10 protein-coding genes and 1 riboswitch are annotated in these 15,170 nt (G+C 43.8%); of the genes, 7 read left to right on the top strand and 3 right to left on the bottom strand.

Features of this window, described 5'->3' with window-relative positions:
• Window positions 1-51 precede the first annotated feature (51 nt).
• Window positions 52-152: riboswitch (guanidine-I (ykkC/yxkD leader) on the bottom strand.
• 151 nt (window positions 153-303) lie between these two features.
• Together ACFQ0C_RS33815 and ACFQ0C_RS33820 are read right to left on the bottom strand one after the other, a co-directional pair.
• Window positions 304-1,014, bottom strand: a complete 711-nt coding sequence (locus ACFQ0C_RS33815; protein ID WP_379373585.1) for a type 1 glutamine amidotransferase — start codon at window positions 1,012-1,014, stop codon at window positions 304-306.
• A 113-nt stretch (window positions 1,015-1,127) separates the two neighbouring features.
• Window positions 1,128-2,429, bottom strand: coding sequence for a helix-turn-helix domain-containing protein (locus tag ACFQ0C_RS33820; RefSeq protein WP_379373587.1), 1,302 nt, complete (start codon window positions 2,427-2,429; stop codon window positions 1,128-1,130).
• A 185-nt stretch (window positions 2,430-2,614) separates the two neighbouring features.
• Here ACFQ0C_RS33820 and ACFQ0C_RS33825 point away from each other — a divergent pair, with 185 nt between their 5' ends.
• The 6 genes from ACFQ0C_RS33825 (at window position 2,615) to ACFQ0C_RS33850 (ending at window position 12,727) form a co-directional block, all read left to right on the top strand.
• On the top strand, window positions 2,615-4,975 hold the full coding sequence (locus ACFQ0C_RS33825; RefSeq protein ID WP_379373589.1) for a helix-turn-helix domain-containing protein: 2,361 nt from the start codon (window positions 2,615-2,617) through the stop codon (window positions 4,973-4,975).
• Window positions 4,972-6,513 (top strand): extracellular solute-binding protein, encoded by a 1,542-nt coding sequence (locus ACFQ0C_RS33830; protein ID WP_379373591.1) that lies wholly within the window; start codon window positions 4,972-4,974, stop codon window positions 6,511-6,513. The genes ACFQ0C_RS33825 and ACFQ0C_RS33830 overlap by 4 nt, the downstream gene beginning before the upstream one ends.
• Before the next feature lie 268 nt (window positions 6,514-6,781).
• Complete coding sequence (locus ACFQ0C_RS33835) at window positions 6,782-9,034, top strand: helix-turn-helix domain-containing protein (protein WP_379373593.1); 2,253 nt, start codon at window positions 6,782-6,784, stop codon at window positions 9,032-9,034.
• Window positions 9,035-9,344: 310 nt separating this feature from the next.
• Window positions 9,345-10,187, top strand: coding sequence for an ABC transporter permease (locus tag ACFQ0C_RS33840; RefSeq protein WP_258213281.1), 843 nt, complete (start codon window positions 9,345-9,347; stop codon window positions 10,185-10,187).
• A gap of 12 nt (window positions 10,188-10,199) precedes the next feature.
• Window positions 10,200-11,072 (top strand): carbohydrate ABC transporter permease, encoded by an 873-nt coding sequence (locus tag ACFQ0C_RS33845; RefSeq protein WP_258213222.1) that lies wholly within the window; start codon window positions 10,200-10,202, stop codon window positions 11,070-11,072.
• An 86-nt stretch (window positions 11,073-11,158) separates the two neighbouring features.
• Window positions 11,159-12,727 carry an extracellular solute-binding protein gene (locus tag ACFQ0C_RS33850; protein ID WP_379373596.1) on the top strand — a complete coding sequence of 523 codons (1,569 nt, stop codon included), beginning with the start codon at window positions 11,159-11,161 and terminating at the stop codon, window positions 12,725-12,727.
• A gap of 415 nt (window positions 12,728-13,142) precedes the next feature.
• Here the strand turns inward: ACFQ0C_RS33850 and ACFQ0C_RS33855 are convergent, their stop codons facing one another.
• Window positions 13,143-13,655, bottom strand: coding sequence for a hypothetical protein (locus ACFQ0C_RS33855; RefSeq protein WP_379373598.1), 513 nt, complete (start codon window positions 13,653-13,655; stop codon window positions 13,143-13,145).
• A 285-nt stretch (window positions 13,656-13,940) separates the two neighbouring features.
• Between ACFQ0C_RS33855 and ACFQ0C_RS33860 the strand changes: the two genes are divergently transcribed.
• Window positions 13,941-14,768, top strand: coding sequence for a YihY/virulence factor BrkB family protein (locus tag ACFQ0C_RS33860; protein WP_379373600.1), 828 nt, complete (start codon window positions 13,941-13,943; stop codon window positions 14,766-14,768).
• The last annotated feature ends 402 nt before the right edge of the window (window positions 14,769-15,170 follow it).

Consider the following 15,170-nt stretch of genomic DNA (forward strand, 5'->3'; position numbering starts at 1 on the left):
GCAGGAATTCATTTAATAAAAAAAGAAAAACCGGGAAGATATCCTTAGATATCCTCCCGGGCTTTTGTCCCTCCGTGTACACAGCTGCAGCTGTGCGTTCTCTCTCGGACCTGACCGGTTTATAACTCCGCGGAACCCTAGAAAACATGTGAAATATGCGGTTTATAGCTTACTTTCATTCTTGTGTTAGATATTAGAAGAATAAGTTCATATTTAACAATCATTTAATGTAATATAATATAACATACGTTTTTGATTTTGAAAAGATTTGTTATTAAATATAACATTAAATTAATATATCGCTTATATTGCAATGCCTTTTCTATCTGTTATTTGCTCGAACTGATCTAGAATGTTCCCTAGAATTAAGAATGATTGGTTGCTGCGATAGGATTGATCCATAATTTGTTTTCCAGATTGAATATAAGGGGCTTTTATAATCTCATAATGCCATTCGGTTAGCATAGTTTCCATGCAGCTTGGAGTAGTTTCCAAGTGGAACTGCAAGCCAAGCACTTTTTCTCCATATGCAAATGCCTGTACCCTGCACGCTTCAGAGTAGGCCAGTGGAATGGCATCTTCAGGAATGTCGAAGCAGTCCCCATGCCAGTGAAAGGATTCGAAGGTGTCGGGCACGCCAGTGAACAAGGGATGCTGAATCCCGGTTCTTGTAACGGGATGCCAGCCGATTTCTTTATGAGCATTACGGTAAACCTTGCCACCCAAAACCTCCGCAAGCAATTGTGCGCCAAGACAAATGCCCAGCACGTTCTTTCCGGCGTCAATCGCTGATTTTATAAATATTTTTTCAGCTTGCAGCCAAGGGAAAACATCATCTTGATACGCACTCATCGGTCCGCCAAGAATAATTAAGAAATCAAATGAATCCAATGAAGGGGCTGTGAAGAAGTCAGGCGGATATATAATTGAAGCTGTGTGCTGTCTTTGTTCCGTCCAAGAAAGAATGAACGCAGGATCATCGAATTCAAAGTGCTTTAAGATTAATAAACGCATAGGAATAGGCACCTCCATGAACATTTAAGGTTGATTTAAGGCTATGACCGTATTTTAATCGGGTGTCAGGTTCTTTGTCAATATAGCTAACATGAAAAAAGCCTGGAATAGGTTCATTCCAGGCTTAAATCAATTCGATATATTTTTCTGGGCCTGCCGCGAGGATGGGGGTTATCTTCTCCGGTTATTTGAGCCAACCCGGAGGCTTCCAGTTGAATTAATATTCTGCGGGCGCTGCGCGGCAGAATTTGCATATGCTGAGCGAGCTCGTACGCATTAATTTCGTCGGTTCCTCTTTTTCTGAGGATGAACTGTATTTTTCCAAGTGTCGCTATGTTTAATGAGGAGACTGCACTAATCTTTTGCAGCTCATCGGAAACGTACGAGTAGGAGAGCTGTTCAGGCTTTCCTAAAGGTCCTGTAATCGTTTTATCCTCGAAGAAGATCATCCAGGCTCCTTCTTTATACGGTTTTGTATGGAGCAATGCTTTGCCGGCCAATAGTTCCGCTTCGTAGACGGTTTTTCCAATTCCAATTCCACAATTCGCAAGCTGGCCTTCGAGTTCTTGTATTTCTGCCAAATCCGGAATGGTAGTGAAATTATTCGTTAGTTCCCGTACAATCCCGCGTGTGGTGAAAATTGCAAATCGGCCCGGACCTGCACTCTTGAGAGAGCCTTGAACTTTCTTTGCATACTGAAGCAGCTTCTGAGTAAGGGCCATTTCCATATTGAAAAGCTCATCGGATGAATACAGCTCTTGGGAAACTCCGTTATATGGATCTGTTTTGATTATTTGAACGGCTACTTGAGCATCCATGAACTGCAGCATCTCATGCGCACGCAATGCCGTATTTAATACGGATTCAACAGAGGATTCCGTCGGCCTGACGCGAAACACCGGAACGCCCATCCTTGCCAGTTTTTGCTGAACGATCCATACACAAGTTACCGCAGCTTTTGTCTTACCTTGTTCCCATAGCTTCAAATGATGCTCGTACAAAGCTTCATCTGATCCTGTATATTCCTTGTTGTAAACAGGGCGGTGCTTTATGCCGAATTCCGAGAATACTTGCTGCAGCTCTGCTTGGGTTAAAATGTCAAAGCTGAGCTCATCAATATGAAGCTTTTGCTGGTATAAAATTTCGCATAAAGTGCGGTATAAGCTTGTACCCGTATATGGAATGAAAAATAAAGGCTTTGAGCTTTTACCCGATTGTTTAGCCGCTTCATAAGGAAGGGGGCCAGAGAAAAGCCACATATCCACTTTACCGGAGTGCTGCTCCAGCAGGTCATCGATTTCTTCAAACCGGGTATGGATATAAGGATAACATTCATAATCCGGATATTTCCTAATAACAGCAAGAACCATTTCCATGGTATCTTCGACTCCGATATAGCCTAATCTTATTTTCATAGCCTTCACGGTTCCCTATATCAATTTAGAATTCGGTTGCGGTTGAGTTAGCAATGTCTGATTTTTAGTATATCATAACGGAAAACCTGCTGTTTGGCTTCGGGTTATTTATGATACAATGTGAGAACTAAGTGATCAGAAAACGCTTCCAGCAAGAGAGAAGGTAGAGGGTGAAAATAGCTTACATGAACAAACGTCCTCGCCGTTATTATATTAAATTGGTTGTATTATGCTTTATCATCACCTCGCTGCCCGTTATTTTCCTGGGTATTTTTTCTTATGCCAAATCATCCGGAGTTGTTCAGCAAAAGGTTAATGAGGAGAAATTACTAAGTCTCCAGCAAACGCAAATGAATGTAGAGCATACATTGAAGGTTGTCGACCAAGCGGCCACACATTTTCTGGGATCCAAGATCATTCTGAACGCTTTGAATGAACCTTTGGGACCGGATCAATTTCAGCTGTTCACCCAAGTCAAAACGGAATTGAACAGTCTCCAGAGGCTGGATAACGGGATAAGTGATATCGTCTTATTAAGTAAGCGCAGCAATTGGTTGATTAATAATGATGGACTATACCGATTGGATGCCTGGATGAAAAGTAATAAGGGATTTGTGCTGCCGGAGCCTGATCTGCCTTCAGTCTGGGAAGTGACTAGCAGTGCAGCAGCTCCTGTTTGGGCCGGTTCCCCTCCAACTGCTCTGCCTGATGATCCATGCCAACTCAATGTTAGCTTAATCAAAAAACTTCCCTTAACTTCATTCCGAAGCAATGGGATGGCCATGATCCAAATTCCGGCGTGCAATTTGAGCAGCCTGTTCTCGGTAAATACAGAAAGCGAGTCCGTCCTTGTGCTCGATGAGTCAGCTAATCTGATTGTACGCAAAGGCTTTAAGGAGGAAGGACCCAGTGCCTCACTTAAGGCTTCTTTGGCTCAACTTGTGCAGCAGCCGGAGGCTTCCGGACAATTTTTTTTGGAAGTCAATGAGAGGGCATATACGATTACCTACAGAAAATCAGAGTACAATAATTGGATTTATATATCGCTCGTCACCCTGGATCAATTAACCAAGCAGTCCCGGGAAATTGGTTGGTATACTCTTTACATATGCATAGGGCTGCTGCTGTTATTCAGTATTTTGTCATGGTATGGATCCAAGAAGTTATACCGGCCTATTGATAAAATTTATAAAGATGTAGCGGCACGACAAACTATACTTGATACGAAGAAGAGAGTAGATGAAATCCAATATATCGGGGAACAGGTTCATAGCTTATTCGCCGCTAATACAGAGCTGGAAACGAGGCTTTACGGGCAAAATGAATTGCTGCGCACTTTTTTCATAATCAAATTGTTTTTGGGGGGCATGAAGGAAGAGGAGATCAGGGAACGAATGGATAGCTTCGGCATGCGTAACGACTTCTCCCAGTTATGTGTTCTGGCTTTGCAGACAGGAAGCCTTGAGCCCACCCGTTTTGCTGAAAAGGATCTTGATCTGCTGCTGTTTGCCATAAACAACATGATAGGTGAGCTGTTGCCTGCCGGAAGACGGCTGCAGCCTATTGTGCTTGGACTCTCTCAGCTGACGGTAATTACACGTGGGGCGGAGAGCGAGGGCTCCTTTACAACTGAAGTGCTTGCTTTCGCTCAGCTTGTTCAACGCAAGGTCAATGAATTGTTGGATTTAAATGTCACTATCGGGATCAGTCTAACCTACAACAGCTTTGTGGAAATTCCAAGGGCTTACGAAGAGGCGGTAGAAGTGCTTAAGAGGCGCACATCTCTTGGTGATGAAGCGATTCTTTATTTCGGAGACTTGGGTGACAATCATTCGCTGCACTATGCCTATCCTTTTGGCTTGCAAGCTGAGCTATTCGATGCGGTCAAGTTAGTAGATAGAAGCCAAGCCATATCACTATTACGGCAATTGCTCCAGGTGTTGGAAAGCGGCAATCCGAACCTCCATGATTTACAGTTCAATGCGATACGTCTATTGATGAATTTACTCGGCCTAGCCAACGGACTCGCTATTCAATCCATTCCGATGCAGCGGCAGCAGTCGTTATTTGACGAGTTGTTTCATTTGAACCTTGTTGATGAGGGGGAAAAGTGGTTCATTACTAAAATAATCGACCCGCTAATGGCTGGAATCGAAGAGAGAACCGAAGTTAAGCATCTTACTGTTTCCAGGGAAATGATCGATATGATTCATAAGGAATTCGACACAGACCTTACTATTGATTCTTGTGCCGATCGTCTGCATTATAACTCCAGCTACTTAAGCACTTTATTCAAGAAAAGTATGGATATTTCATTTAGTGCTTATTTGGCCCAATATCGTCATCAGGTTGCTTTGAAGTGGCTCAAGGAAACGGACATGCCAATTAAAGATATGGCGGAGAAGCTTCGTTACAATAATCCGCAAAATTTTATCCGATCGTTTCGAAAGCTGGAAGGTATCAGTCCTGGAAAATATCGGGAAACTGAGCATGCTGCTACATCCATTGGAGTTCAGCTTATTAAGGAAGGAGGGGACGAGGTGTGAACAGAACTTCGAACGTACTTAAACCTGCTATTGCCAGGATTAGCATTTCGGTGGTCATCCCTCTGCTAACTACGGGCTGTTCCTTTGCAGCTAACTTGGGAAAATCGGAAAGCGGTATGGCTCAACTGCAGTCGGAGGCGAAGCCTGAGATCAGCATGATGCTCGTTTTGAACAGCGCTGACCCTCCACGGGACACGATTGTGAAGCCTTTGGAGGATAAGACGGAGACTAAATTGTCCTTTACATGGGTTCCGGATAACATCTATACGGATAAAATGGTTTCGGCTATAGCGGGCGGAACCCTTCCCAAGGTCGTCCAAATCAAGTCGGTGGATCTGAAGCACCCGTCTGTTGTGAATGGCATCCGCTCCGGAATGTTCTGGGAAATCGGACCCCTTCTTAAGGACTACCCCCATATAAGCAAATACATGAATTCAACTATTATGAACAACGGGTCCTATTTTGGCAAATATTATGGACTGTATTGGGAACGTCCTTTATCGCGGCAAGGAATCCAATATCGCAAAGACTGGCTGGAGCGGCTCGGATTGAAAGAGCCCCATACAATAGAAGAGTTGTATACCGTTTTACAAGCATTTACTTATGCAGATCCGGACGGCAACGGCAAACAGGACACTTATGGTCTGCTTGATCGTAACGACTTGGTCTATGGAGCTTTTAAAAATATAGCTTCCTACTTCGGCACACCCAATAATTGGGGATTTGTAAATAAGAGGCTGGTACCCGACTTCATGACCGTGGAATACTTGGAAACGATGCGATTTATGAAAAAGCTGTATGATGAGAAATTAATCAATCCGGATTTTACAGTTACAAGCAAGGTGCAGCAGGAGGATAGATTCATTAACGGCGAGGCTGGAATGATGATCAGCAACGTGCTCGGCGCCACTATTCGAGACAGAATCAAGAAAAGCAATCCGGCAGCAGTAATCGAAATACAAAACCGCATAAGCGGACCGAAGGGAGACAGGATCTGGGGGAGTACCGGTATTGGAGGGCTGTTCTTGTTTCCGAAAACGAGTGTCAAAACCGAAGCCGAGCTAAGAGCCGTGCTTTCCTTTTTTGACCAAACCTTGACTGAGGATGTCAATAACCTGATCACTTACGGGCTGCAAGACCGTCACTATAAACTTATTAATGAAAAGACGATTAAGATAATGCCTGATACAAAAACGCTGCGGGAGCAGGAGGTTGAGCTCTACGCCAATGCTCTTAGGACGGCAGATATCCGGTATTTGCAGCTTGGAGAAAACGGTTCCTTTCAAGAGAAAATCAACGCAATGATCCAAGACAATAATAACATTGTCGTCTTGGATCCCACTGCAGCTTTAATCTCCCAGGCTCAAGCGGAAAAGGGGACGGAGCTGCAGACAATCATTACGGACGCTACGTATCAATTCATATTGGGTAAATTGGATGAAGCCGGGTTTAACCGCGAGCTGGGTAAATGGCGCCAAAATGGCGGTAACTTGATCATGGAAGAGATGAATAGAGAGTATGAAGAATTTAATAAGTAAAAATTGGCCGGTAAAAAAGGCCGAATCGGAGCTTAAAAATTAATTGAAGTGCAGGGGTCAAGGGACTGTCCGGTAAGTCATATAATGACAAGTGGATAGCCCCTTTTCGTTCTGAAAACAAGAAACAGAAATCTGCTGTTTTCCGTTGTTCTAATGTCAAAAATAATGATTGAATAAATCAAATTACGATGCTAAGATTGGGGAAATTTAGTGTACACATCAGAGCTGCCAGTCACCAATTTTCCATAATTGCAGGAGGCTGATTGTGATGAAGATGAGCTGGTATTATCGCATGCTTTTGTCGTATACACCTATTTTTTTCGTGGTTATATCCGTGCTTATCTTCTCCTTTTTTGCTGTATTAAACGATTCTGCACAAAAGCAGATCGTGAATACGAAGAAGGTGATAGCAACAAAGGTATTACAGGTTATTGATGCCAATCTGAAAACTGCGGAGCGAATGGTAATTAAGGAAATTTACACGAATGCTGCACTTAAGGAATATTTTGGTGAATCAGGTGACAAGGTTTTATACGATTATTTTAGAATATCGCAAAAAATGGATGAACTCTCCTCTGGACTCCCCTTTTCGAACTCCATTTATTTATATAACGCCAATACAAGCAAAATATTATCAAGAAGCGGTCTCTCGCCTCTAGATGAGTTCGGCGACCGTAACTTCCTGCTTGATGCTTATACTTCCAATTCGAATGCGATAGTGTGGACCAATCCAAGACCGTTCAAAGAGTTTAGTCATGAATCAAGCGATGAGCGGGTAGTAACGATGGTTAAGTTTTATCCTGATACCGGGAAAAAGCAAGGAGCCGTCGTAGTCAACATTCGTGTACAAGCGTTAGTCGGGTTCGTCAAGGATTTAACCCGTTTGGACGGGGGACCGATCTCGCTTCTTGCTTCTAATATGGCTCCGTTTGATAGAAATAGCATTCAACCCTCCCACCCTGCCGATAAGTCGGAGCTGTCGTCTTTGTATATCAAATCCGATTATACAGGCTGGAAATATGGCTCAGGAGGCCCGACAGATAAACGTTTGTCTCTGGCATCTCTGTTTAATGATTTTTGGATGCTTGTTGGGATTTCGACCATCACGGCCGGACTTATATGGTTTACTTACATCACTCACCGCAATTACAAACCCATTCAAGCGATCGCTGGACGCATTAACAATTATACGAAACGCAAAAGCGGTAAGCTGGTGAAAACAGCGGTATTCCGCGATGAACTGAAATACATCGAAGCTGCAATTGACGAGCTGCTGGAAAGGGCGAGCCAATTCGAGCAGCTTCATAAGGATGATCTGCTAATTCGGAGAAAGCAGCTGCTGTTGGATTGGCTGGAGGGGCATAAGCTAATGAATGCAGTGCAGTGGAAGAACGAAATGGCTGAGCTGCAGATGCCTTCTGATTGCCAAACGCTGACGGTTGCCGTTATGGAGATTGACCGATTCACCCATTTTACCGGAATTTATAATTCACGCGACCAGTATTTGCTAAAATTTGTTCTGAGCAATGTGCTTCAGGAGATGGCTCAAAACGATAATATGGTTGTATGGAATGAATGGTTTGAGCCCCAGCAGATGGCCGTTGTCTTTTATTTAAACACCAATCCATTCACGAACCAGGCTGTGGTTACCGGAACGATGAAGAAGCTGCAGGACTGGATTTTGAACAATCTTGATTTTACGGTATCCGTAGGGATAGGGTCAGAGGTCTATTCTCCTATGGATGTGGCTCAGTCCTACTCGGAGGCGAAGGAATATGTTTCCTATAAGCCGGTGTTCGGAGTGGGTTCCATAATCGGGAGCGGGGAGCTGCATTCCAAAGCGGAGGGACGAATATTTCCCCATCTGCAATTGGTGCGGACGATAGCGAAGTCGTTTCGACTCAGCGACGGCCAGTGGCAGTTTCATTATACCCAGCTGTTTCAGTCATTGAAGAAGGGCCGTATATCCCAATCGGACATCGGGACCATAACCAATTATTTGATGTACCATTTACATAATCAGATGTCGGAAATGGCCGAGGAGGTAAGCAAGCTTTGGCATAATGAATATGCAGCGAAGTTCGAGGCTATATCCAATAGCTCTGAAACGTTGGAGGAATGGCGTGAAAGGCTTAACGCTCTGCTTGTGCAATTGGAGGTTGAAATTCGTTCTTTGCGGTCAGCCAAAAATAATTATGCCCTCATTCGCCGGGTGAAAGAGTATATAGAAATCCACTATACGGATCCCAATTTGTCCCTCAACCAAATCAGCGAACGATTCGAGATGAATCCGCGATATTTAAGCAAGCTGTTTAAGGAAGAATTTGGCGAAAAGTTTATGGAGTACATGTTGAAAATACGGCTGGAGGAAGCCCAGAGGCTGCTGCTTACAACTCAGCTGCCTGTTCAGGATATTGCAGAGCGGGTAGGGTATGTGCATGTTATTTCTTTTCACAGGGCGTTTAAGAATATGTATGGAATACCTCCAGGAGACTATCGGAAACGAGCGGAAGGCAGCTAAATGCTGGAAAGTGATAAATCTTATATACATTGCTGTCGTAAAAGTTAAGTGTGAGAAAATGATAAGCGATTCCTCGGAATCGCTTTTTAACTTTATGATAAGTAGGCGATTCTTGTAAATTGACCGTTGGGTAACAATTAAATTACCGTTAAGGTACCGTCTAAGGAAAAGGAGGTCTACTATGCCTGGCAAGGAACCTGTAATAGAAAACACTTATTCCCCTAAGCCTTTGGTACAAACATCCGTATGGAGGAGTACTTGGCGTTCCCTGGGGCAGGACTGGCAGTTATATGCATTGCTGTCCGTACCGATGCTGTACTTCCTGGTATTCAAGTATATACCGATGTATGGTGTAACGATTGCATTCAAAGAGTTTAACATGTTCAAGGGGGTATGGAACAGCCCATGGGCGGGGGTTGATGCCTTTCGTGAAATTTTCCAAATGAAGGACTTCTATAAGGTGCTGCGCAATACACTTTTGCTAAACCTGTTGGATTTGATCGTATCCTTTCCGACTCCCATTATTTTGGCCATATTATTAAACGAAATCCGATTGAAATGGTTTAAGAAGGGTGCGCAAACGATACTCTATTTACCCCATTTTATTTCATGGGTTATTATCGGCGGTATGGTCTACCAGCTATTGTCCACCAACACGGGGCTTGTCAATCATCTATTTAAAATGGCTGGAATGAAAGCGATTCCATTTCTGACGGATCCTTTGTATTGGGTTCTAACTTATGTAGGATCGGGAGTTTGGCAGAATGCAGGATGGGGAACAATCATCTACTTGGCGGCATTGACCGGTATAAACAGGGAGCTGTATGAAGCTGCGGAGGTCGATGGAGCTGGGCGGCTACGGAAAATATGGAATATTACTCTGCCAGGTATTAAGCCGACTATTATGATCCTGCTTATCATCAATATTGGGCATATGGCGAGCATTGGCTTCGAACGGCCGTATGTGTTAGCTAACCCGTTAGTTACCGATGTTTCCGATGTTATAAGCACCTTTGTATACAAGCTGGGCGTTCAGTCCGCAAGAGTCTCCATAGCTACAGCCATAGGGCTCTTTCAAGCGGTTGTAGGTTTGATTTTCTTGCTTTCATCCAATTACATCTCCAAAAAAGTTACGGACCAGGGTATCTGGTAGAGAGGGGCTCCAATGAAAGCAAGCTTGAATGACAGACTGATCGATATGTTCATCATACTGGTTGTAACCATTGCATCCTTCTTGTGCCTGGTTCCTATACTTCATCTGGCTTCCGTTTCCTTAAGCTCTAATGCCGCAATCATCTCGAACAAAGTAACCGTGTTTCCAGTGGAGCTTAGTACGCTGGCATATCAAATGGTGCTTTCCGATGGCAGAATGATAAGCTCATTGCTATTCACTATTTTGCTTGTGGTTGTTTTTACTGTGATCTGTATGACCATGACGATTTGCGCAGCTTATCCGCTTACCAAGAAGAAATTGAAGGGCAGGGACTTTTGTCTGCTTATGATTTTATTTACGATGTTTTTCAGCGGCGGCTTAATTCCCGAATATTTGCTAGTGAAATCATTGATGCTGACCAATACAATCTGGGCTCTAGTGCTCCCAGGTATGATCAATGCCTTTTATTTAATTATATTAAAGTCGTTCTTTTCCTCCATTCCTGAAGAATTGGAAGAATCGGCGCGAATGGATGGAAGCTCCCACTTTGGAACCTTAATTCGAATCGTATTGCCGCTTTCCTTGCCGGTAATCGCAACATTAAGCTTATTTTATGCAGTAGGACGCTGGAACGGATTTATGGACGCGCTGTTCTATATAACGAAACAGGAATTGTACCCGATTCAATTGAAGCTCTACCAGCTTGTCATCAGCAATCAAATGAGTGATTCTACGGCAACAGAAGGTATGAATGCGACCGCTCCAATTCCTGAGAGCTTGAAAGCGGCCAGCATTATGTTCGCCACGCTGCCTATTCTGTTGGTCTATCCGTGGCTGCAGCGTTATTTTATATCCGGAATGATGATCGGCGCTGTAAAAGGTTGATTCATCATAAGGCTTTGAGCAGAAGCATCAGACCAAGGGGCAAGCGGTATAAGCTTTACCAAACTTAGTTAAGGGAGTTGTAGTAGATGCATCTAAAAATTTCATCTGTCAAAACCATTAGCTGTTCTTTAACCGTTACCTTGCTTGCAGGCATGCTTGCTGCTTGTTCAGGCGGGGAGAGCCCTAGTGGGGGTGCTTCGGATAGCGGCAAGAAAGGGCCACCTGTTACACTCAAAATTGAGCTGTTCGACCGCGGCAATACACCACCTGGAGCTCCGCCTCTTACGGAAAGCTACTTTGTCAAATATATGCAGGAGAAGTTTGGTGATCCGAATAATATTAAGCTTGAATTTGTTACGGTGCCTAGGACGGAGGAAGTGCCTAAGCTGAATGTGCTGATGTCGGCTAACGAAGCACCCGATCTTATATTTACTTATAGCGATCCCGCGGTTCAAAACTGGGTAAAGCAGGGTGGATTGACCGAGCTGGGAGATTTAATTAACCAGTATGGGCCTAATTTGAAAAAATATTTGGGTGACAAGCTGCTCAGCTACGGTGTTATTAGCGGCAAGCAGTACACGATTCCTGCCAAGCGGATTATTATAGCCTCCCAAACACCTATGATCCGTAAGGATTGGCTCGACAAGCTCGGGATGCAGCCGCCTAAGACGACCGATGAATTTTATGCGGTATTAAAAGCATTTAAGGAAAAGGATCCGGGGGGAACTGGAGGGAAGGTTATCCCTTATGGAATTCGGTATAACAATAATCTGGATCCGCTGGTAAGATCGTTCTGGAAAAAGATGACCGATGAGGAGTACAACTCCTTGCCAGACTTAATGAAGCCTGGCAATAAGGACGGCTACAAGTATCTGAACAAGCTGTATAATGAAGGTTTAATCAGTCCGGATTTTGCTTTGGATAAGGATGGCAAGAAATTTCAGGCGGATTTGGTAAATGGCTTAATCGGATTTGCGATAACAAATACAAATGAGCCTGTTTATCAAGCGTATTATTCGACCTTACAGAAAAATGTGCCAAGTGCTGTGCTGGCAGCGGTCGATCCGTTCACGAATTTTGAAGGCAAGCATGTAAAATCGATATATCATCCATTGTCAGCCCATATCGCAATTCCCAAATCGAGCAAAAGAGCCGTGGAGGTTATCAAATTTCTGAACTGGATGTCGGATTATAAGGTTATTTTTGATTTGCAGAACGGCACTGAGGGTGTAACCTACAAAATGGGCGAGGACGGCATACCGGTAATTATCGATTCGGAAGAAGCGAAGAAGGTCATGTACAATTATTTGGACTACAGTATGCTGATCAACGGTAAGGACATGGGCGATGCTGAGAAAACATTAAAAGCGAATGCAGCGGACCCCAAATATAAGGAATTTACAATGAACAGTATTAAGGTTGGAGATCAGGATGGCCAGCTGCCCCCTCGTTTTGACAGGCCGATTGAAGCGCAAATCAAGTACAGCCAGACGCTTGGCGATAAGGGAATAGAAATATTGGTAAAAACAGTTACTGCGAAACCTGCCGATTTTGACAAAATTTACGATGAGATGGTGGCAGAATATATGAAAACCGGTGGAAAAGAAGTTATGGATGAGCAGTTGAAGGCATTCCAGGAAATGAAAAAGAAATAATCGCGGCATTTACAATTAAAATGAGATGCGGATAGCGGCGAAGCTGCCAGGAGCCCTAAAGGATTTGGACGGAGCGGAGAGTTCCGTTATTCCTTCTGCCGCCACCAATTCAGGCTAATAGCGGAAGTCAGAATTCCGTTATTCTGGACGAATACGAGCAATATGCACAAAAACAGAGAGATAACGGAACTGGCAATTCCGTTGTCTCTCTGTTTTTTGAGCTTTTCAGTGATCGAAGACAAATATTTCCGCTATTGTCCTTCACTTCCATGGATGGGGCATGATATTGTTAACAGGACAGCTAATGTATGTCCTCATGGATTCATCCAACTTCTAAGATCTTGGGGTTCGACGGATCGCCATTCAACGCCGCAATTGCACAGGAATACTTATAATACCAGGTTCCTGATGCAGGCTATGTTCTTGCTTTCCAAATCTGGTAGCCAAAAGCAACATAGGCTAATCCCCACATTAATGCGAAATAGTCCCCAAACATCGGAATCATACTGATTAGTGGAGAAACAAGCAGCAGAATGGATGCCCAGCGAGGGTAGACGTTCACTCGTATCGAGATTAGGGAAAAAATGACAAAACCGAGCAGCATGACAATATTGTTGATCATTAAAAAAGTTTGGGACGGCTCCGTAATGGTTTTAAATAGCGTGGTCCAGACTAAGCTGGAGGTGAAAATATTTCCAACCGCCATCAGCAAGGAGCCAATAAATCCCCATATTCCTGCTTTTTGCGATTGTCCCAGCATCAATCCAATGGATCCGATGGCCATCAACACACAGCCTGCGTAGCCTGCCGCGAGCTCAGGTAAACTATCGGTTCCCCAAATGAGGGATGCGGGTGTCATCAGCATCCTGACAGCACCTGCCAATAATGCGATAAAGCCAAGCCATCCCGTTATTCGTGCCAAAGTCACAAAACTCATCCTTTCTATTCACTGCGTAATAGTTATCACAAGCCCGATGCTATTATGTGCGATAATTGGTTGTACAGGATAGTGCATAATCTCCTGATTTACAGAGTGACTGAGTCATTTTTATTTGTTACTAGGCATACCTGCAAGCTTCGAGAAGCAAGTCATAATGCAGCAGCTAATAGATTAACGGGATGTTTGCGATGCAGGCAAAAGGGGTAATGATAGTAATCAGTTGCTGCAGCATCTACTCTTGTTGTTTATTCTTAATATAAGGTGGCTGATTCCTTGATCATTAATTTCATAAAACAATTGATAAAGCGGCTCAATCATGATGATGCTATCGGACTTTCTGCACAATGCAGTTATTATTTTCTCCTCTCGGTGTTTCCATTTCTGCTTTTTCTTATGAGCTTGCTTGGCTATCTGCCGATAACATCGGAAGATGTGATTGGGCTAGCCAAAGAATATATTCCGGAAAGCGTGACATTGGGGCTGGAGGAGCAGCTTCGCAGTTTGCTTGATTCAAGGAGAGGCGATGCGTTGTCATTTGGTCTGATTTTTTCCTTGTTCACTGCGAGTGCCGCAATGGATGCAATCGTGCTCGCCGTCAATAAAGCTTATGGATTGCCAGCGCGGAAAAGCTACATCCGCTCCAAGCTGCTAGCTATTGCGTTAACGATGGGAATGCTGGTTGTTGTGTTCTCAGCTCTTCTACTGAGTGTGTTCGGACATTTGATAGGGGATTGGATGCATACGGAGCTGCATATTGAGATGAAGCATATTGAGCTGTGGAACGTGCTGCGCTGGATTTTGAATCTTGTTATTTTGTTCCTAATCTTTATTGCCATCTATTACATTGCACCTAACACATGCCTCAATTGCAAAGATGTTCTTCCCGGTGCGGTTGTCGCAGCGCTCGGCTGGCAGCTGACATCGTATGGATTCTCGTTTTACTTAAGTCAATGGAATCATTATAATGTGACCTATGGAAGCCTTGGCGGTGTAATCGTCCTTCTGACATGGTTCTACTTATGCGCTTTGGTCATCATCATCGGTGGCGAGATCAATGCGATGGCTTATATGTTTCAGACGCGAAAAAAGCATCCAGTTTAAGGAGTCTCCTCTACATAATCAAAGAGGCTGTCCCAAAAGTATATCAGTGAATGAATCAGTCCCAAACTATGTACAAAGACGCCTCCAAAACCACCATGTAAGCGGAAATGGAAGCGCCTTTTTTGTAGGGAAATTCCCATCAGAGCGGGGGTTTGAAAATCCAAAAATGAGTCCGGCCGCTTTTTGGATGTTGCTTAAGTGATGGGGCGAGAAGCGATGTTTAAAGGCTGCTTTCAATCTAGAGGAGGCCATGATTTGTCGTGGCTGCTGCGGAAAGAAAAGAAATAGATGGAAATCCTCAGGCTGTCGAATTAAGCGCTTTCAATATCTCTCAAATTTTAATCCATACACCCTATTTCTCAATAGTGTTCTCGCAAAGCTCAATCTAGGTGTTAAAAGCCA

Origin of the sequence: Paenibacillus sp. GCM10027630, assembly GCF_042676305.1 — a bacterium.
Taxonomy (GTDB): Bacteria; Bacillota; Bacilli; order Paenibacillales; family NBRC-103111; genus Paenibacillus_S.